The organism is Bradyrhizobium septentrionale, assembly GCF_011516645.4.
Lineage (GTDB): Bacteria > Pseudomonadota > Alphaproteobacteria > Rhizobiales > Xanthobacteraceae > Bradyrhizobium > Bradyrhizobium septentrionale.
Map to the genome: position 1 here is coordinate 6426921 of NZ_CP088285.1, position 17143 is coordinate 6444063.

Annotated in this window: 18 protein-coding genes and 1 riboswitch; of the genes, 9 read left to right on the forward strand and 9 right to left on the reverse strand. The window is 65.1% G+C overall.

The features are described from left to right. The first annotated feature begins 39 nt into the window (after positions 1-39). Genes mmsA through HAP48_RS50545 form a run of 4 tightly spaced genes read left to right on the forward strand, consistent with a single transcriptional unit; the run spans position 40 to position 3697 of the window. The gene (mmsA, locus tag HAP48_RS32260) at positions 40-1620 is read left to right on the forward strand and encodes a multiple monosaccharide ABC transporter ATP-binding protein (protein WP_166203908.1); all 1581 of its coding nucleotides are present in this window, start codon (positions 40-42) and stop codon (positions 1618-1620) included. Beyond that, the gene (gene mmsB, locus HAP48_RS32265) at positions 1617-2807 is read left to right on the forward strand and encodes a multiple monosaccharide ABC transporter permease (RefSeq protein WP_166203909.1); all 1191 of its coding nucleotides are present in this window, start codon (positions 1617-1619) and stop codon (positions 2805-2807) included. The genes mmsA and mmsB overlap by 4 nt, the downstream gene beginning before the upstream one ends. Before the next feature lie 57 nt (positions 2808-2864). Next, on the forward strand, positions 2865-3524 hold the full coding sequence (locus HAP48_RS32270) for an inositol monophosphatase family protein (protein WP_338028961.1): 660 nt from the start codon (positions 2865-2867) through the stop codon (positions 3522-3524). Continuing rightward, the gene (locus HAP48_RS50545; RefSeq protein WP_338028962.1) at positions 3479-3697 is read left to right on the forward strand and encodes an inositol monophosphatase family protein; all 219 of its coding nucleotides are present in this window, start codon (positions 3479-3481) and stop codon (positions 3695-3697) included. Before HAP48_RS32270 ends, HAP48_RS50545 begins: the two co-directional genes overlap by 46 nt. A 678-nt stretch (positions 3698-4375) precedes the next feature. Here HAP48_RS50545 and HAP48_RS32275 read toward each other — a convergent pair. Continuing rightward, positions 4376-5698, reverse strand: a complete 1323-nt coding sequence (locus HAP48_RS32275) for a glycosyltransferase family 87 protein (RefSeq protein WP_166203910.1) — start codon at positions 5696-5698, stop codon at positions 4376-4378. Between the two features lie 274 nt (positions 5699-5972). Further along, positions 5973-6899: a LysR family transcriptional regulator gene (locus HAP48_RS32280; protein WP_166203911.1), complete on the reverse strand. Its 927-nt coding sequence runs from the start codon at positions 6897-6899 to the stop codon at positions 5973-5975. A 112-nt stretch (positions 6900-7011) separates the two neighbouring features. On the opposite strand from HAP48_RS32280, the gene HAP48_RS32285 reads away from it, so the two are divergent. Genes HAP48_RS32285 through HAP48_RS32295 form a run of 3 tightly spaced genes read left to right on the forward strand, consistent with a single transcriptional unit; the run spans position 7012 to position 10204 of the window. Next, a complete protein-coding gene (locus HAP48_RS32285; RefSeq protein WP_166203912.1) occupies positions 7012-8268 on the forward strand; it encodes a CaiB/BaiF CoA transferase family protein in 1257 nt (418 codons plus the stop codon). Between the two features lie 30 nt (positions 8269-8298). Next, positions 8299-8916: a DsbA family protein gene (locus tag HAP48_RS32290; protein WP_166203913.1), complete on the forward strand. Its 618-nt coding sequence runs from the start codon at positions 8299-8301 to the stop codon at positions 8914-8916. Positions 8917-8932: 16 nt separating this feature from the next. After that, on the forward strand, positions 8933-10204 hold the full coding sequence (locus HAP48_RS32295; RefSeq protein WP_166203914.1) for a CaiB/BaiF CoA transferase family protein: 1272 nt from the start codon (positions 8933-8935) through the stop codon (positions 10202-10204). 20 nt (positions 10205-10224) lie between these two features. On the opposite strand, the gene HAP48_RS32300 is transcribed toward HAP48_RS32295, so the two are convergent. Genes HAP48_RS32300 through cobU form a run of 5 tightly spaced genes read right to left on the reverse strand, consistent with a single transcriptional unit; the run spans position 10225 to position 12657 of the window. Continuing rightward, entirely contained in the window at positions 10225-10962 is a 738-nt protein-coding gene (locus HAP48_RS32300; protein ID WP_166203915.1) for a CbtA family protein, read from the reverse strand. A gap of 10 nt (positions 10963-10972) precedes the next feature. Continuing rightward, a complete protein-coding gene (locus tag HAP48_RS32305; RefSeq protein ID WP_166203916.1) occupies positions 10973-11170 on the reverse strand; it encodes a CbtB domain-containing protein in 198 nt (65 codons plus the stop codon). Next, complete coding sequence (locus HAP48_RS32310) at positions 11167-11511, reverse strand: hypothetical protein (protein ID WP_210292706.1); 345 nt, start codon at positions 11509-11511, stop codon at positions 11167-11169. Before HAP48_RS32310 ends, HAP48_RS32305 begins: the two co-directional genes overlap by 4 nt. Then, positions 11489-12121 carry a 5,6-dimethylbenzimidazole synthase gene (bluB, locus tag HAP48_RS32315; protein WP_166215371.1) on the reverse strand — a complete coding sequence of 211 codons (633 nt, stop codon included), beginning with the start codon at positions 12119-12121 and terminating at the stop codon, positions 11489-11491. The genes HAP48_RS32310 and bluB overlap by 23 nt, the downstream gene beginning before the upstream one ends. A 32-nt stretch (positions 12122-12153) precedes the next feature. Continuing rightward, positions 12154-12657, reverse strand: coding sequence for a bifunctional adenosylcobinamide kinase/adenosylcobinamide-phosphate guanylyltransferase (gene cobU / locus HAP48_RS32320; RefSeq protein ID WP_166203917.1), 504 nt, complete (start codon positions 12655-12657; stop codon positions 12154-12156). A 128-nt stretch (positions 12658-12785) separates the two neighbouring features. On the opposite strand from cobU, the gene cbiB reads away from it, so the two are divergent. After that, positions 12786-13727, forward strand: coding sequence for an adenosylcobinamide-phosphate synthase CbiB (cbiB, locus tag HAP48_RS32325; protein ID WP_166203918.1), 942 nt, complete (start codon positions 12786-12788; stop codon positions 13725-13727). A gap of 11 nt (positions 13728-13738) precedes the next feature. After that, positions 13739-14704, forward strand: a complete 966-nt coding sequence (cobD, locus tag HAP48_RS32330) for a threonine-phosphate decarboxylase CobD (protein ID WP_166203919.1) — start codon at positions 13739-13741, stop codon at positions 14702-14704. Here the strand turns inward: cobD and HAP48_RS32335 are convergent. Both HAP48_RS32335 and cobO read right to left on the reverse strand, forming a co-directional pair. After that, a complete protein-coding gene (locus HAP48_RS32335; protein ID WP_166203920.1) occupies positions 14701-16149 on the reverse strand; it encodes a cobyric acid synthase in 1449 nt (482 codons plus the stop codon). The two genes, cobD and HAP48_RS32335, sit on opposite strands and share 4 nt — an antisense overlap. An 8-nt stretch (positions 16150-16157) precedes the next feature. Then, positions 16158-16811 carry a cob(I)yrinic acid a,c-diamide adenosyltransferase gene (gene cobO, locus HAP48_RS32340; RefSeq protein WP_166203921.1) on the reverse strand — a complete coding sequence of 218 codons (654 nt, stop codon included), beginning with the start codon at positions 16809-16811 and terminating at the stop codon, positions 16158-16160. A 36-nt stretch (positions 16812-16847) separates the two neighbouring features. Next, positions 16848-17058: riboswitch (cobalamin riboswitch) on the forward strand. The last annotated feature ends 85 nt before the right edge of the window (positions 17059-17143 follow it).

Consider the following 17143-nt stretch of genomic DNA (forward strand, 5'->3'; position numbering starts at 1 on the left):
ATAACGCCGAGACCGATCGACGCTGCGGGACACGATCTGATGACGGCGATGCTTGAGATGCGTGACGTCAGCAAGAGCTTTGCCGGCGTGCAGGCATTGCGCGACGTCAACTTCACCGTGGAGGCCGGGCAGATCCATGCCCTGGTCGGCGAGAACGGGGCCGGCAAGTCGACCCTGATGAAGGTGCTGAGCGGGGTCTATCCCGCCGGCAGCTATGAAGGGTCGATCCTGTTCGACGGTGAGGAGCGCCGGTTCCGCGACATCAACGACTCCGAGGCGCTGGGGATCATCATCATCCACCAGGAGCTGGCGCTGATCCCGCTGATGTCGATCGCCGAGAACATCTTCCTGTCGCGCGCGCCGTCGCGGTTCGGGGTGATCGACCGCGATGCGGTGTACCGGCGGACCGCGGAGCTGCTGACCCAGGTCGGCCTGCGGGAATCGCCTGATACTCTGGTCACCGATCTTGGCGTCGGCAAGCAGCAGCTCGTCGAGATCGCCAAGGCGTTGTCGAAGCAGGTGCGCCTGCTGATCCTGGACGAGCCGACCGCGAGCCTCAACGAGGCTGACAGCGCTGCGCTGCTGGACCGGTTGCTGGCATTCCGCGCGCAGGGCATCGCTTCGATCCTGATCTCGCACAAGCTGAACGAGGTCGCGCGCGTCGCCGACCGCATTACGGTGCTGCGCGACGGCCGCACCGTCGACAGCCTCGATTGCCGGATAGAGCAGGTCGACGAGGACCGGATCATCCGCAGCATGGTCAACCGCGATCTCGCGCACCGCTTCCCCGAGCGGAAGGTTGCGATCGGCGATCCCGCGATGACGGTGGAGAACTGGTCGGTGTATCACCCGCTGCACACCGGGAGACAGGTGATCAAGAACGTCGATTTCAAGGTGCGCCGCGGCGAGGTGGTCGGCATCGCCGGCCTGATGGGCGCCGGCCGTACCGAGTTCGCCATGAGCCTGTTCGGCCGGGCCTGGGGCTACAATATCTCCGGCCGGATCAGCCTCGACGGACGCGACGCCAACCTTGCCAGCGTGCCGGCGGCGATCCATGCCGGCCTTGCCTATGTCACCGAGGACCGCAAGCAGCTCGGGTTGCTTCTGGCCGACGACGTCCGCAAGAATGTGACGCTGGCGAGCCTTCGCCAGGTGTCGGATCGTGGCGTGATCGACGATGTGGTCGAGCTGAAGGCCGCGAGCGACTACCGCAACCGGATGCGGATCCGCTGTTCTGACGTCTATCAGGAGGCCGGGCAGCTCTCCGGCGGCAACCAGCAGAAGGTGGTGCTGTCGAAATGGCTGATGACCGATCCGCAGGTGCTGCTGCTGGACGAGCCGACCCGCGGCATCGACGTCGGGGCAAAATACGAGATTTATTGTATCATCAACGAGCTCGCGGAGGCCGGCAAGGGGGTCGTGGTGATCTCGTCGGAGATGCCGGAATTGCTCGGCATCTGCGACCGGATTTGCGTGATGAATGACGGCGCCTTCGTCGGCGAGTTCGCGAAGGACGACGCGACGCAGGAGAAGATCATGCGCGCCATCATGCGCAATGTCAGGATGTCCGGAACCAGTGCCCATGGCGGCGAGGCGCGGGCGGGAGACGGAGCACAATGACCGACAAGACGGTGTCACTTCCCGAGACCCCCAAGCATTCCGGCTTCATCAAGAACAACCTGCGCAATTACGGCATGCTGCTGTCGTTGCTCGCGATCATGCTGTTCTTCGAGATCGTGACCGACGGCACGCTGTTGCAGCCGGTCAATCTCACCAATCTCGTGCTGCAGAACAGCTACATCGTGATCATGGCGCTCGGCATGCTGCTCGTGATCGTCACCGGGCATATCGACCTGTCGGTTGGCTCGGTCGCGGGGTTCGTCGGCGCGGTCGCGGCCGTGCTGATGGTGAGCTACCATGTCGACTACCCGACCGCCTTCATCGTCTGTCTGCTGGTCGGTGCCGCGATCGGCGCGGCGCAGGGCTACTGGGTGGCCTATTTCAAGATTCCGTCCTTCATCGTGACGCTGGCGGGCATGCTGGTGTTCAAGGGCCTTGCGCTCGCGGTGCTGCAGGGGCGGTCGGTCGGGCCGTTTCCGCCGACCTTCCAGAAGCTGTCGTCCGGCTTCATCCCCGAGCTGTTTCCGAGTGCCGGCACGCTCTATCCGACCTCGCTGCTGATCGGCGTCGTGCTGGCGTTCGCGCTGGTATGGGCGAGCGCCAAGAGCCGGACGCGCGAGCAGTCGCACGGCATCGAGGTCGAGCCCTACGCGTTCTTCATTGCCAAGAGCATCGTGCTGGCCGGTGCGGTGCTCTATTTCACCTATCTGCTCGCCTCGTATCGCGGCCTGCCGAACGTGCTCGTCATCATCACGGTGCTGATCGCGCTCTACGGTTTTGTGGCGCGGCGGACGGTGATCGGCCGGCAGATCTATGCCGTCGGCGGCAACGCCAAGGCTGCGTCGCTGTCGGGCGTCAAGACCGAACGGCTGACCTTCTTCACCTTCGTCAACATGGGCGTGCTGGCGGCGCTGGCCGGGCTGGTGTTCGCAGCCCGGCTCAACACCGCGACGCCCAAGGCCGGGCTCGGCTTCGAGCTGGACGTGATCGCCGCTTGCTTCATCGGCGGCGCCTCGGCCTATGGCGGCGTCGGCCGGGTCGGCGGCGCGGTGGTCGGTGCCATGATCATGGGGGTGATGAACAACGGCATGTCGATCCTCGGTATCGGCATCGATTATCAGCAAGTGATCAAGGGCCTCGTGCTGCTCGGCGCCGTCTGCATCGATGTCTACAATCAGCGCCGGTGACTGCCACGCAGTCACACTTCCACGATAGGATGCCGGCGCAACGCAGGAGGATACCGCGTGAAACTGTCTCATGCCGATGCGCTGAACGTCGGAAACATCCTCGCCGAGGTCGGCCGCAGCGAGATCATGCCGCGGTTCCGCCGCGTGCGGGAGATCGAGGTCCGTACCAAGACATCGGCGTTCGACGTGGTCACCGAAGCCGATGAACTTGCCGAGCAGGCGATATCGGCGGCGCTGCTCCGGGCTTTCCCGAATGCGGTCGTGATCGGCGAGGAAGCGACGTCGCGCGATCCGGCCGCGCTCGATCAGGTCGGAACCGCGGAGCTTGCCTTCATCATCGATCCGATCGACGGCACGCGGAACTTCACCTCGAGCCTGCCGCTGTTCTGCACCATGGTGGCCGCCACCATGCGGGGCGAGATCGTGTTCGGCGCGATCCATGATCCTGTGAGCAACGACACGGCATTCGCGCTGCGCGGCGAGGGCGCGTGGCTCGAGATGCCGGACGGCAGGCGGCATGATCTGAAAGTGGCGCCGGCAGTGCCGGTCAAGCAGATGGACGCGGTGGTCGGCGTCAACTTCCTGCCGGAGCCGCTGCGCACGATTGTCGCCGGCAACCTTTCAGGCTTGGCGCCAGTGCCTGGCTCCGATGTGCCGCGCACGAGTATCGCATGGCGGCGTCCGGCCATTGCCATTTGCTGTTCTACAACAAGCTGATGCCGTGGGATCATGCCGCCGGCTGGCTGTTGCATCGCGAGGCCGGCGGCTACAGCGCGCATTTCGACGGATCTCCGTACAAGCCGGTCAACCTGACGGGCGGCCTGCTCTGTGCGCCCGACGAAGAGAGTTGGCATGCGGCACAGCAGGCAATCCTGACGCCGGCCGGATAGGGGTTTGACCTGCGCTTGTGTGTCCCCATACTCGCTGTCGTCCCTGCGGAAGCAGGGACCCATAACCACAGGACTGCATTGTTGAAGAAGGCTGTAGCCCCAGCGCCGCAAGGCAATTGGCATTCGTGGTTATGGGTCCCGGGTCGCGCTTCGCTTGCCCGGGACGACGCGGAATGTGTGGTGCGGCTTGTGAGTCATACGTCCGCATTCTCGCGACATGATTTGTCCGAGCTTTGCATTTCGTTTCGCCGCTCTGAGAGCAGAGGGCGCAGGGAAAGCCGGGTGCCGATCGCACCCATGGGTCCGGTGCAACAAAAAGCACCGGAGGTAGGACCACAGGTGTAACCGGGAACATCCCGGCTTTCCCTGCGCGATGGTTTTACGGCTTACTTCGTGCTCTCCCCGGCGAGACTGGGCTTGTTTGTCACCGTCTCCGCAAAAACGCTTTCGCGTTTTGCGGGGAGACACCGGCCGCTAGGGCGTCAGGACCACACGACTTCGCCGTCCGCATCAGTCACGTTCGTCAGTTGTGACGTCAGCGTCCACCGCATCTCACCACAACACCCGTGACGATGCGCAGCGCCCCTCGATCGGGTGAGACGGAGAATTCATACACCGAGTTGGGTGTTCAGATAAACCGAAATATTTTTGCTGCGGGGGCTTGCGCCGTCGGGCAACTCAGTGATTGGCAATTTCGGCCGGAGCGTCAAAAACCGGCAGATGCCTGATGCGCCGCGCGACAAGTGCCATGAGCGCGGCGGCGGCGAGCGGCGCCAGTTGCAGGCCGTTGGCGCCCGCAGGCACCATGGCGAAGGGCGTCATGTAAAGCGCGGCGAGCGCGATGCGTTCATACGGCAGCCAGCCGTGCGCGAGCGCCTGCGCAATCAGCCACGCGCCCGGGATCGCCAGGATCACCACCTCATAGCTGCCCAGGGATGGCACGCACAGGGCGGTCGCCGCGACCATCAGCGCGATCTCGGCGGCGCCGGCGGGCCGCTTCCGCAGCACCAGGATCAGAACTGATATAGCGACCGCGGCCGCAGCCACCTGAACGAGCCAGGCGGTGTTGCTCGATCCGCCGGCCAGCCTGATCGCGGCGTAGGGGCTCGCGAACTTCTCGAAACCGGGCTCGCCGCCGAGGCTCCAGGCGCTTGCCTCCGGCAGCACGGCAATGAATTTGATCCACGGTTCGATCCCGAAGCAGGCGGTGGCCGCCACGACAAGCACGAGCGTTGTTGCAGCCGCCGCTGCGAGCGCGCGCCAGCGCCGCGTCAGGATCAGCACGAGCGGCGCAAGCAGGGCGACCTGCGGCTTGTAGCTGAAGCAGCCGAGCAGCACGCCCGCGATCACCGGATAGCGGTCCAGCGTCACCGCTGATCCGCCGAGCAGGGCCGCCGAGAATAGCGAGTTCTGTCCGAACAACGCGCACACCCAGACGCCGGGAAAAGCGAGAATGGGAACGACGGACCCGCCCTTGAGGATGGCTCTCACAGCGGCGGCATAGGCGGCGCCGGTCGCGACGATCCAGATGACAGCGGCGGTCGCAAAGGAAACCAGCGCGAAGGGCAGCCAGAACAGCAGTGATGTCGGCGGATAGAAGAACGGTGCGTAGGTCTTCTGACCGAACAGCGCCGCTACGGCGGCGCGGCCCGTATCGCCATAGGCGTCGCCGGCGCGGCCCTCGAGCGCGAGTTTTGCCGCGGTCCAGAATGCCGCGAAGTCAGGGCCGACATCCATCGTCGGCGCAGCCCATGGGATGATCGCGATGCAGCCGATGAACAGCAGGAGAAAGACGCGGGTGAACGCCGTGACGCGATCAGCCGTGAGCCAGTCGGCCTCGCGTAACGCGGAAACCGGCGCGCCTGTGCCGGACGTCTGGCTGCTGGTTGCGCGCCGCGTCACGGCCCCCGGACCTACAGCATCCTGGGGCGTCGCGAGGTGACGCGTAGCATCGTCAGCGAAGGCCAGCCTATGTCCCTCGAGGCCCGACTTTTGCGACATCGGCCGCTTCATCCCAATCGCGTCATGCACGCGCAACATTTGGATCAAATCGTCTAAGGTTGCGTAAACCCGGTCGCTGCAATTGGCCGCGGCACGATCGGAACCCGTCGCGCGACATTGCGCTTGTCCGCGGCCTGTCACGCCGGGCATGGTAAAGGAACCCGCAACGCCGGCAGGTTCCGGGCTGGCAGGCGGACATCTTTGCCTGGCAACGGCAGGATCGCGCCGCCCCACCTGGATTTGGGCGGTTGCCGCCATCGTATGGCTGTGCCGGTTATCGCCGTGAGGCGCTCAGGAACAGCGGCCGGAAGATATCGAGAAATCCGGTCGCCGCCGGCGTCAGCGGACGGTTCTTCAGCCGCAGGATTCCGATCTTGCGGACCAGCGGCGGCGAAACCAGCCGCTTGACCACGACGCCGCGCGGCGCGCGCGGCGGCAATGCCGACGCCGGAACGATCGAGATGCCGACATTGGCGCCGACGAAGTCGTAGAGCGTGCCGAACTGCTCGACGATGGTGCTGTGATTGAGCACGATGCCGTTCGTGGTCGCGACGCTGTCGATCTGCTTCCGCAGGCCCGAACCAGTCGGTAGCGAGACGAAGGCTTCGTTGCGCAACTCGCGGAGGCTCAGGGTGCTCTTGTGTCGCAGCGGATGGCGCGAAGGCAGGATCGCGAAGCAGGACTCTTCCACTGCGTCATCACTGACCACCTCCTGGCCCAGCGCGGTGACGTTGCCGACGCCAAAGTCGGCAAGGCCGCTGCGGACATCCTCATAGACCTCGCTGCCGAGGCCCTCGCGCAGGTGGATTTCGACGCCCGGATGCGCCTTCCGGTATTTCAGCACGGCCTCCGGCACCACGTGGTGGGTCAGTGACAACAGGCACGAGATGATCAGGCGTCCCTTGATCTGATCGCCGAGCGCACGGGCATTGTCGACCTGGGCGCCGAGATCGGCGAGCAGGCGCTGCGTCGATGCGGTGAATTCGCGGCCCGGTGCGGTCAGGATGACGTTGCGGGTCGAGCGCAGGAACAGCGAGACGCCGAGCTGCCGCTCGAGCTGAAGCACGAGGCGGCTGACCGCCGATTGCGTCATGCCGAGATCGGCCGCTGCCGCGGTGAAGCTACCATACACCGCAACCGAGTTGGCGGCGCGTAGATGTTTGAGGCTGACCTCGAACTGGCGTGGGCGACGCTGGCGCATCATTCATTCCATTTTGGCATCAATAATCCAGATCGGAAAATATTTGACCTATATGGCCGCGGCGTCAACGATGAAGACAACGACGGGGCGGTGAGCGGGAAGGGAATTCCGGATGACGGCGAGCCTGAACATGACGGCACAGGGCGCGCTCAGGGGTGTCCGCGTTCTCGATCTGACGCGCTTCTATTCCGGTCCGTTTGCGACCCTGATGCTAGCGGGCTTCGGTGCCGAGGTCATCCGCATCGATACCCCGGAGCAGGGCGATCCGACCATGACCGGGCCGCCGTTCCTCGGCAGGGACGGCGTCGCGCTCGAACGCAAGCACGACAGCGATCTCGGCCTCGCCTATCTGAAGCGCTGCCGCGACAAAAAGTCGATCACGCTGAACATGCGCTCGGCGGAGGGCATGGAGCTGTTCCATGCGCTGCTGCGCAAGTCGGACATCCTGGTCGAGAATTTGCGTCCCGGCGCCGCCGAGCGGCTCGGGATCGACTATGAGGCGAACCGGCAGGTCAACCCCGCGATCGTGCATTGCGCGCTGACCGGCTACGGATCGACCGGCGCCGACCGGCGTCTCAAGGCCTATGATTTGATGATCCAGGCGGCGTCCGGGTTGATGTCGATCACCGGAGCGCCGGACAGCGGTCCCAGCAAGGCGGGCACCGCGCTTGCGGACGGCATCACGGGCGCCTTTGCCGTCTCCGGCATCCTCGCGGCGCTGACCGAGCAGCGGATTTCGGGGCAGGGGCAATTCGTCGACGTCGCGATGGCCGATTGCCTGCTGTCGCTGGTGCTCGACGAGCCCTTGGATTGCTACAAGCAGATGGGAATGGCGCCGCGGCAGGGCAATCGCATCATGCGGTTCTCGCCGTTCAACACCTATGCCACGCGCGACGGTGCGATCGCGCTCGGCGCCGCAACAAACGAGGACTGGCTCGCGCTGCTGGGCGTGATGGACCGGCTCGACCTCGCCCAAGACGAAAAATTCATGAACACCGGCTGGCGCGTTGCCAACAATGCGCTCGTCGACGCGATCGTCAGCGAATGGACGCTGGGCCGCACCACGGCGGAGGCGATCGAGGCGCTCAATCGCGGTGATGTCGCGGCAAGTCCGATCCGCGACATCGACGACATCCTCGCCTGGGAGCATCTCAATGCCCGCGACATGCTGCAGGCCGTCGCGCATCCGACCGAGAAGCTGGAGCAACGCGTCATCGGCGCCGGCTTTCCGATCAAGATGGGACGGACGCACAAGGGATACACCGCGCCGGCCCCGACGCTCGGGCAAAATAATCAGGAGATCTATGGCGGTCTGCTCGACCTCTCCGGGCAGAGGATCGGCGATCTGAAGTCGAGGCGGATCATCTGAAGCAAATGACATCGACACAAAGGAGACACCATGTCGCGCGAAATCCTCAAGATGTATTCGGACTACAAGAGCCCTTATGCCTGGCTGGCATTCGATCCGGTGTTCGAGCTGGAGAAGAAGTACGACATCAAGGTGCAGTGGCGGCCGTTCCAGCTGCGGATCAAGGGCTCCGGCCAGCGCAGCGTCTATTCGGAATACAAGGTCAAGTATTCCTACATGGATGCGCGGCGGTCCGCGAACGAGCGCGGCGACAAGAAGATCATCCGCGGCCCGTTGAAGATTTTTGACACCGCGCCGGCGCTGATCGGCGGACTGTTCGCGGAGAAGCAGGGACGCCTGATCGAATACAGCCGGCTTGTTTATGAGCTGTTCTTCCGCCGCGAACTCGCCGTCGACGAGGTCGATGCGGTGGAGCGCTTCATCGTCTCGCTCGGCATGTCCGGTGCCGACTATCGCGCCTATCTCGAGGGCGACGGCCGCCGCGAATATGAGGAGGCGCAACAGGAGAGCCAGGGCGATCACATCTTCGGCGTGCCGATCTGCGTGTTTCGTGGCGAGCAGTTCTGGGGCAACGACCGTGTGCCGATGCTCGAGCGGCGGCTGCAGGAGGTCGGCCTTTCGCTCGCCCGCGAAAAGCAGCCGGCCTGAACGAGAGGCGATCGAGATGACCTTGCCTCCAAAGATGCTGACCGGCTATCGCGTGCTCGATATCACCCAGTTTGTCGCGGGCCCGACCTGCACGCGTCTGCTGGCCGAGGCCGGCGCCGACGTGATCAAGATCGAGCTCGCGCCGTTTGGCGACCGGTCTCGCTTCCAGGGCCTCAAGCCGCGCGATCCCGCCTACAAGAACACGTCGCAGAGCACCTACTTCTTCCAGCAGAACCATTCGAAGCGCAGCCTCGCGCTCGCCTTCAAGCACGAGAAGAGCCGCGAGATCCTGACCCGGCTCGCGGCCAAGGCCGACGTTCTGGTGGAGAATTTTACGCCTGGCGTGATGGAGCGCGCCGGACTTGGCTACGAGACGCTGAAAAAGATCAATCCGCGGCTGATCATGTGCTCGATCTCCTTTGCCGGACAGACCGGTCCGCTCAGCGACAAGCCGGGCTTCGACTATATTGCGCAGGCCTTCGCCGGCATCACCGGCGTGATCGGCGACCCCAACGGGAAGCCGGCGCAGGTGCCTGTCGCGATCGGTGACGCGTCGACGGGCGTTGCTGCGGCGATGGCCGTGGGGTTTGCGCTGCTGCACCGCGAACGCACCGGCGAAGGGCAGTTCATCGAATCGACGCTGCTCGACACCTATTTCCATATGCATGAGGCGAATGTTCCGAAGGTCTCGCTGCGCGGCGACAGCTTTGTGCCGCAGCGGGAAGGCTCGCTGCATCCGAACGGCGGCCCGGTCGGCGTGTTCGATTGCGGCCGGGACGAGTTTCTCGTGATCTGCGCGCTGGCACATCAATGGCCGCAAATGGTTCGGGCGCTGGGGCGGCCGGAGCTCGAGAAGGACCCGCGGTTCGCGTCCGCACGCGCCCGTGCCGACAACAGGGTGCTGGTGGGAGAGATCGTCGAAGCCTGGCTCAAGACGTTTCCGTCGCGCGATGCGGCGATCGCGGCATTGGAAAAGGAGAGAATTCCCTGCGCGCCGGTGCTGACCCTGAATGATGCCATGGCACAGCCGCATCTGATCGAGCGCGGCACGGTCCGCCATGTCAGCGATCCCCGGATCGGCAAGTTTGCCATCCCCGGCGCCCCGATGCGTTTCTCTGAATGGCCACAGCACACCGAGCTGAGAGCCGACCTGCTCGGCGAGCACAATGAGGCGATCCTGGGCGAGCTCGGGCTGTCCGAGCAGGAGATCGACCAGCTCTATGCGGAGAAGGTGCTGGTGCAGGACCGGGAGTTGCGGGCCGGGAGGCGGCTCAGGCAGGCGAGCTGAGCCGCGTCATCATCACGCCGTCAAGCCGACGTGGGCCGATCGAAATACGCGAATGCGGCGCTGGTCAGGCTGCCGAGCAGGGACCAGAACACCAGGCTGGTCAGCGTGACCGCGACCACGAACTGATGCGACAAGGACGAGGGCACGTTGGTCTCGACATGCTCCAGCTCGGGCGCGCCGATCAAATGCGGCAGCATGATCAGGACGACGCCGGCGATCGCGGCCGGTGCCGAACGCCGGAAAACGATCAGGCCCAGGCCGGCCGAAGTCGCCAGCACCGCCGTCACCCACCAGATCTGACGCGACATCAGTGGTGCGGCGGGGACACCCGGCAGTTCAGGCGGCAGCCCGAGACCCGGCGCGATCGTGAAGACGGCAAAACCTGCGAGGCCCCACATCAAGCCTTCGTGCCACGAGATCGGCTCGCCAGTTGCGCCGCTGCGAACCGAGAAGAAGCCGCACAGCAAAAGCGCAAAGCCGATCCCGGTCAGGATGTTCGCCCCCGCCGTATAGAAGGTGCGCTCCAACCCGTCTCGCGGCTCCCAGGCCTCCGCACCATGATCATGAGCGGCTTGATCGTGCACCAGGATTGCACGCGGCGGGGCTGAGGCCTCGTGCTTGTGCTCGGCCGCCTTCTCGTAGACCTCGGCCTTGAGGATCAGGGGGACGGTGCCGAACTGCTGGACCGCCGTGACGATCAGGCCAACGATGAAACCGGCAATGACCGACGAGAAGACGATCGAGCGAAACGTGCTCATGCCAAGGCGGTCAGTGGCAGGGGAACGCGTTGGAGTGGCGCACGTCGTGCGCCGCGTTGTGGATCACGTCGATGTGCGAGAAGCCGACCACGCCGACGATGAACAGACCGAGCGTCATCGCCATCAGGGACTGGGCAAGCCGTCCGACCTGTCCGGTGGCAACCGGCAGATCCGTGACTTGAGCTTGCGTGACCTGGGGTTGGCTCATGGTCGTTCTCCACGTTCGATTTGCTCGGCTTCTAGCAGCTTTCGCGCGATGTCGCGACTGGTAAGATGCAAATTTGTTGCAACAGGGATGCGCTTGCGCAGGATTTTCGCGCGCGCCGCTGCTCTAAACGCTTCTTCAAACTGGCAGAAATAGCCGAGACAGGCATCCGGCGTCGGGTCCGTGCCGAGCAACGTCCGGAATGCGCCCCGATGCACCGCGCAGATCGCGCTGTGCTCCGGGACGCCAAAGACCAGGGAGGCGATGTCGGCGCGCCAATGTGCGTCGCGGCTTGGGGCGCCGCCGGTGGCCGGAGCTCCGTCAGCGTCGGATGGTGAATTCACCCGGACCTCGCCGCGATTCCCATTTGGCCTTCTCGAGCTCCGGACGGTCGCATTCCGCCTGGGGGGTGCCGATGCAGAGGTAGCCGATGAATTTCCAGGCGTCCGGTATTTCCAGAATCTCCTGAATGCGCGCCGGGTTGAGGATCGAGACCCAGCCGAGCCCGATGCCTTCGGCGCGCGCGGCAAGCCACATCGAGCAGATTGCAGCCACCACGGAATATTCTGTTGTCTCCGGCATCGTCGCACGCCCGAGGCCGGAGCCGATGTGGTCGGTCTTGTCGGCAAATACAGCGAGATGGCCGGGCGACTCCTCGAGGCCTGATAGCTTCAATGCGGCATATTTCGCGGCACGCTCGCCCGAGTAAGACCGCAGCGCATCGGCGTTGCAGGTCTTGAAGTCTTCGATCACCGCGCGGCGCCGTGCCGCGTCGTCGACAATCACGAACCGCCAGGGCTGGCTCAACCCGACCGAGGGGGAGAGGCAGGCGACCTCGATCAGCCGCTCGATCGTACCATCCGGCAGCGGATCGGTTCGGAAGCGCCGCACGTCGCGCCGCCACACGAACAGCTCCTGCAGTTGCCGGCGAAACGCATCATCGAACGAGACCATCGCGGGGCCTTTGGCTGGATCCATCGCGGACGTCACTTGAGCTTCATCGGCAGGCCCGCAACGACGAACTCGACCTCGTCTGCCACGCCGGCGATGGTCTGGTTCATGATGCCGGCGGCATCGCGGAAGGTGCGCGCCAGTGCGTTGTCGGGCACGATGCCGAGACCAACCTCGTTGGTGACCAGAACGACCGGGCTGTGCTGACGCGGCAGCGCATCCGCCAGGCGCGTCACTTCCTCGGACCAGTCGCGCTCCGCATGCAGCAGGTTGGACAGCCAGAGCGTCAGGCAATCGACCAGCCTTGCGCCGCCGCCGTCGGTCTCGGACAGCGCGGTGACAAGGTCGAGCGGCACCTCGCGTTCGATCCAGTCACCGCCGCGCCGCGCGCGATGTTTGGCGATCCGCTCGTCCATTTCGGCATCGAGCGCCTCGGCGGTCGCGATATAGACCGGCCGCTCCGGAAAGCTGCGCGCGCGCAATTCGGCGCGCCGGCTTTTCCCGGACCGGGCTCCGCCCGTGATCAGAATGACGGCCATGGGATCTCCTGTCTACGTCCGCTCTAACCACCAATCGCGGTGAAACACAAAGCCGAAATCCGCCACGGAGGGCTTGCACTCGGCCAATGTCTTGCGCATCAGGGGGATCGCGGCGAGGAGAGGGTTAAGTGGGTTTTGCGGGAGCGATGGCGGTGGCGATGGCGGTGGATGCCCTGATCGGCTGGCCGTCGCCGCTGTTTGCGCGCATCGGGCATCCCGTGACCTGGCTCGGCCGGCTGATCCATCTTGTCGACAGCGCCTGGAACCGGGACGCCGATCCGCCGGCGTTTCGCCGCCTCGCCGGTGTCGCGGCCGCTTTCCTGGTGATCGCGCTGGCGACGGCTCTCGGTTGGGCGGTTCAGTCCGTGCTCGCATCCGGATGGGTGCGCGTCGTCCTTGTGGGTGTGTTGGCGTGGCCGCTGGTGGCATTGCGCTCGCTGAATGAGCATGTCGCGGCGGTGGCCAATCCCATGGCATCCGGCGACATCACGGGCGCACGCTCGGCGGTTGCGCAGATTGTCGGACGCGATCCGGCAACGCTCGACGATGCCGGCATCGCGCGCGCGACCCTCGAGAGCCTCGCCGAGAATGCCTCCGACGGCATCGTCGCGCCGGTGTTCTGGGGTGCGCTGTTCGGCCTGCCGGGAATCCTCGGCTACAAGGCGATCAACACGCTGGACTCCATGATCGGCCATCGCACCGAACGGCACGACGCCTTTGGCTGGGCGGCCGCGCGGATCGACGATCTCGCCAATCTCATTCCGGCACGGCTGACCGGGCTGTTGTTCGTGGTGCTCGCGCCGCGGCCATCGCAGGCGTGGTCATGCATGTTGCGTGATGCTCGCCGTCATCGCTCGCCGAATGCCGGCTGGCCGGTGGCGGCGATGGCCGGCGCGCTCGGCGTGCGGCTCAGCGGTCCCCGCATCTATCACGGCAGCATCGCCGATGAGCCCTGGCTGAACGAGGGCGCGCGCGATCCGGCTGCCGCCGACATCTTCGCCGGGCTGAAACTCTATCGTTACGCCATGATGCTGCTGGCCGGGGCGTTCATAGTCCTGGCGCTGGCGTGAAGGAGCGGCGCATGCGCGAGCACGGCGGAAACCTCGATGTCGCCCGGCAACGCTTCGGCGGCGCTGCGGAGGACTGGATCGACCTGTCGACGGGGATCAATCGGGTGCCTTATCCTGACGTCGATGTGGAGCCGCGGCAATGGAGCGCCTTGCCGCCGCGGTCCGAGATCGAATCCCTCCACGCCGCCGCGCGGCAGGCTTACGCGACCGATGCGCCGATCCTGGCAATGGGCGGTGCGCAGGCCGCCATTCAGCTGCTGCCGCAGCTGGCGTCCCGGGGGCGGGCGCGCATCCTTGCGCCGACCTACAATGAGTATGCCGCAGTGTTGTCGGCCGCCGGATGGGACGTCGACGAGGTGTCCGATCTCGCAGCGCTTGCGGGCGCCGATCTTGCCGTCGTCGTCAATCCGAACAATCCCGATGGCCGGCACCATGAGCGGCGCGAGTTGCTCGCGCTACTGCCGCGCGTTGGGCGGCTCGTGATTGACGAGAGTTTTGCGGACGCCGTGCCGGACCTGTCGTTTGCAGGAGAGGCCGGACAACCGGGACTCTTGATCCTGCGCTCATTCGGCAAATTCTACGGACTTGCCGGCTTGCGGCTCGGCTTCGCGATCGGCAGCGAGACGGATATCGCCGCGCTTGCGGCGATGGCGGGCCCATGGCCGGTTTCGGGGGCCGCAATTGCGATCGGCCGGCGGGCGCTGCGCGATCACGACTGGGCAAAGGCGACGGCCGCACGGCTGGCGGACGACTGCGTCAGGCTCGATGCAGCGGTGCGATCGCAGGGTTGGACCCTGGTCGGTGGCACGCCGCTGTTCCGTCTCTACGAGACCGGCGACGCGCTGGCCGCGCAGGACAGGCTTGCCCGCGGGCTGATCTGGTCGCGCGTGTTTCAGCAAAAACCGGGATGGCTGCGCCTCGGTCTGCCCGGCAGCGAGGCCGAATGGTCCCGGCTGTCTGCCGCGCTGTCGCGCTAGCGCGCCAGTGCGAGCAGGCCCTCGACATCGAGATGGGTCTCGATGTGTTCGGCGAGCGCGTCGAGCGCGCTCTCGACCCGGGCGCCGTATGGCTGGTCGGCCACGGGAATATCGAGCTTTGCAAGGAACGCCTTGCGGAATTGGTCCGACGTGAACAGGCCGTGCAGATAGCTGCCGTGAACGCGGCCATCGGCGGAAACGGCACCTTCAGCGGCGCCGTCGAGCGACGCAAATGGCCGCGCGCGATCCGGACCGTCGGTGCGCCCGATGTGAATTTCATAGGCGCTGATCGGCTGAGCTGTGGCAGCATGCAGCGCGCTGACGCGTGTCAGCGTCTTCTGTTCGGTCATGATAGTTGTGACATCAAGAAGCCCGAGGCCGCGCGTTTCGCCGGCGGGACCCTCGATCCCGTCGGGATCGGTGACGCTCTCGCCGAGCATCTGATATCCGCCGCAGAGGCCAAGGACATGGCCGCCGCGGCGATGATGCGCCAGGAGATCGATGTCCCAGCCTTGCGCGCGCAGGAAGGCGAGATCGCCGCGGGTCGATTTCGAGCCGGGCAGGATGACGAGCTTCGCATCACCCGGGATGGCTTCGCCCGGCCGCACCATCACGAGATCGACGCCGGGTTCGAGCTTCAGCGGATCGAAATCGTCGAAATTGGCGATCCGTGACAGCGCAAGGAAGGCGATCTTGCACCGGCCGGGCTTGCGCGCGTCGGCGAGCCCGAGCGCGTCTTCAGCCGGAAGTTCGCCGGCGCGGGCAAACCACGGCAGCACACCAAAGCCGCGCCATGCGGTGCGGGCTTCGATCAAGCGGTAGCCGTCGTCGAACAGCGTCGGATCGCCGCGGAACTTGTTGATGACAAAACCCTGGACCATCGCGGCATCCTCGGGATCGATCACCGCCTGGATACCGACGAGTTGCGCGATGACGCCGCCGCGGTCGATGTCGCCGACCAGCACCACGGGGACGTCAGCTTTGCGCGCAAACCCCATATTGGCGATATCGGATTTGCGCAAATTGACTTCGGCGGGGCTGCCGGCGCCTTCGACCAGCACCAGATCGGCGCGATCCTTGAGGCGCCCAAAACTCTCCAGCACCGCGCCCATCAGCGACGGTTTCATAGCGGAATATTCGCGCGCGCGTGCGGTCGCGATCCGCTTGCCGTGCACGATGATCTGGGCACCGACATCGCTCTCCGGCTTCAGCAGCACCGGGTTCATGTCGGTGTGCGGCTCGACACCGGCGGCGAGCGCCTGCAGGGCCTGCGCACGTCCGATCTCGCCGCCGTCGATGGTCACGGCGGCGTTGTTGGACATGTTCTGCGGCTTGAAAGGCAAGACGCGCAGGCCGCGCCGTCCGGCAGCGCGCGCCAGGCCCGCGACGATGAGCGACTTGCCCACGTCCGAGCCGGCTCCCTGGATCATCAATGCGCGCGCCATGGTGCTTGTCAGAACTCGACGCCCGGCTGGGCCTTGATGCCGGAGCGGAACGGATGCTTCACCAGCGTCATCTCGGTGACGAGGTCGGCGATCTCGATCAATTCATCCTTGGCGTTGCGACCGGTGAGCACGACATGCGTCATCGGCGGCTTCGACGTGGTCAGGAAGTCGACGACATCGGCGATGGCGAGATAATCGTAGCGCAGTGCGATGTTGATCTCGTCGAGCACGACCATGCGCAGGCTCGGGTCTGCGATCAGCTGCTTGGCCTTTTCCCAACCCGCTTGGGCCGCCGCGATGTCGCGCGCGCGATCCTGCGTTTCCCAGGTAAAACCTTCGCCCATCGCGTGGAATTGGCAGAGTTCGCCGAAATGCCCGGTGAGCAGGCGGCGCTCGCCGGTATCCCAGGCGCCCTTGATGAACTGCACCACCGCGCAGGGAAAGCCATGCGCCACGCAGCGCACGATCATGCCGAAGGCCGAGGAGGACTTTCCCTTGCCGGCGCCGGTATGAACGATGATCAGACCCTTTTCGCCGCTCTTGGTCGCCATGATCTTGTCGCGGGCGACCTTTTTTTTCGCCATCTTGGTCGCGTGGCGCGCATCCAGCGAAACCTCGCTGCTGCCGACCTCGTCTTCGGCGCCGTTTTCTTCAGAAATCATGACGTTCCTTCGGCTTGACAAGTTCGAGCCACGGACGAATGGTGGGCCCGCGTTGGTTCCTGTCCTACGACAGGCGAAGAGGGAATGCGATAGGGCTCAAGGTGGGCCCGAAAAGCAGCCGCCCCCGCGACCGTGACCGGAGAGATGCCCAAAAGCCACTGATTCCCTTCAGGGATCGGGAAGGTGGGTATCGAGGGAGAAATCTTGCTCCGCAAGCCGGGAGACCTGCCAACGCAACGTGTAGTGAGACCGGCGGACGGGGTGTTCCGCGACGGGGAACGAACCCATTCACATCGGTTCGTGTGCCTCTTCGCCTCCCGCTGTCAATCCAG

Excerpts from the sequence above, each read along its gene's own strand:
- HAP48_RS32305 (WP_166203916.1), bottom strand. The coding sequence starts at position 11,170 with ATGAGCCAACCCCAGGTCACGCAAGCTCAAGTCACGGATCTGCCGGTT.
- mmsB (WP_166203909.1), top strand. The coding sequence starts at position 1,617 with ATGACCGACAAGACGGTGTCACTTCCCGAGACCCCCAAGCATTCCGGC.
- HAP48_RS32300 (WP_166203915.1), bottom strand. The coding sequence starts at position 10,962 with ATGAGCACGTTTCGCTCGATCGTCTTCTCGTCGGTCATTGCCGGTTTC.
- HAP48_RS32275 (WP_166203910.1), bottom strand. The coding sequence starts at position 5,698 with ATGTCGCAAAAGTCGGGCCTCGAGGGACATAGGCTGGCCTTCGCTGAC.
- HAP48_RS32285 (WP_166203912.1), top strand. The coding sequence starts at position 7,012 with ATGACGGCGAGCCTGAACATGACGGCACAGGGCGCGCTCAGGGGTGTC.
- HAP48_RS32335 (WP_166203920.1), bottom strand. The coding sequence starts at position 16,149 with ATGGCGCGCGCATTGATGATCCAGGGAGCCGGCTCGGACGTGGGCAAG.
- cobO (WP_166203921.1), bottom strand. The coding sequence starts at position 16,811 with ATGATTTCTGAAGAAAACGGCGCCGAAGACGAGGTCGGCAGCAGCGAG.
- HAP48_RS50545 (WP_338028962.1), top strand. The coding sequence starts at position 3,479 with ATGGCGGCGTCCGGCCATTGCCATTTGCTGTTCTACAACAAGCTGATG.
- mmsA (WP_166203908.1), top strand. The coding sequence starts at position 40 with ATGACGGCGATGCTTGAGATGCGTGACGTCAGCAAGAGCTTTGCCGGC.
- cobU (WP_166203917.1), bottom strand. The coding sequence starts at position 12,657 with ATGGCCGTCATTCTGATCACGGGCGGAGCCCGGTCCGGGAAAAGCCGG.
- HAP48_RS32295 (WP_166203914.1), top strand. The coding sequence starts at position 8,933 with ATGACCTTGCCTCCAAAGATGCTGACCGGCTATCGCGTGCTCGATATC.
- HAP48_RS32290 (WP_166203913.1), top strand. The coding sequence starts at position 8,299 with ATGTCGCGCGAAATCCTCAAGATGTATTCGGACTACAAGAGCCCTTAT.
- cobD (WP_166203919.1), top strand. The coding sequence starts at position 13,739 with ATGCGCGAGCACGGCGGAAACCTCGATGTCGCCCGGCAACGCTTCGGC.
- HAP48_RS32280 (WP_166203911.1), bottom strand. The coding sequence starts at position 6,899 with ATGCGCCAGCGTCGCCCACGCCAGTTCGAGGTCAGCCTCAAACATCTA.
- bluB (WP_166215371.1), bottom strand. The coding sequence starts at position 12,121 with ATGGTCTCGTTCGATGATGCGTTTCGCCGGCAACTGCAGGAGCTGTTC.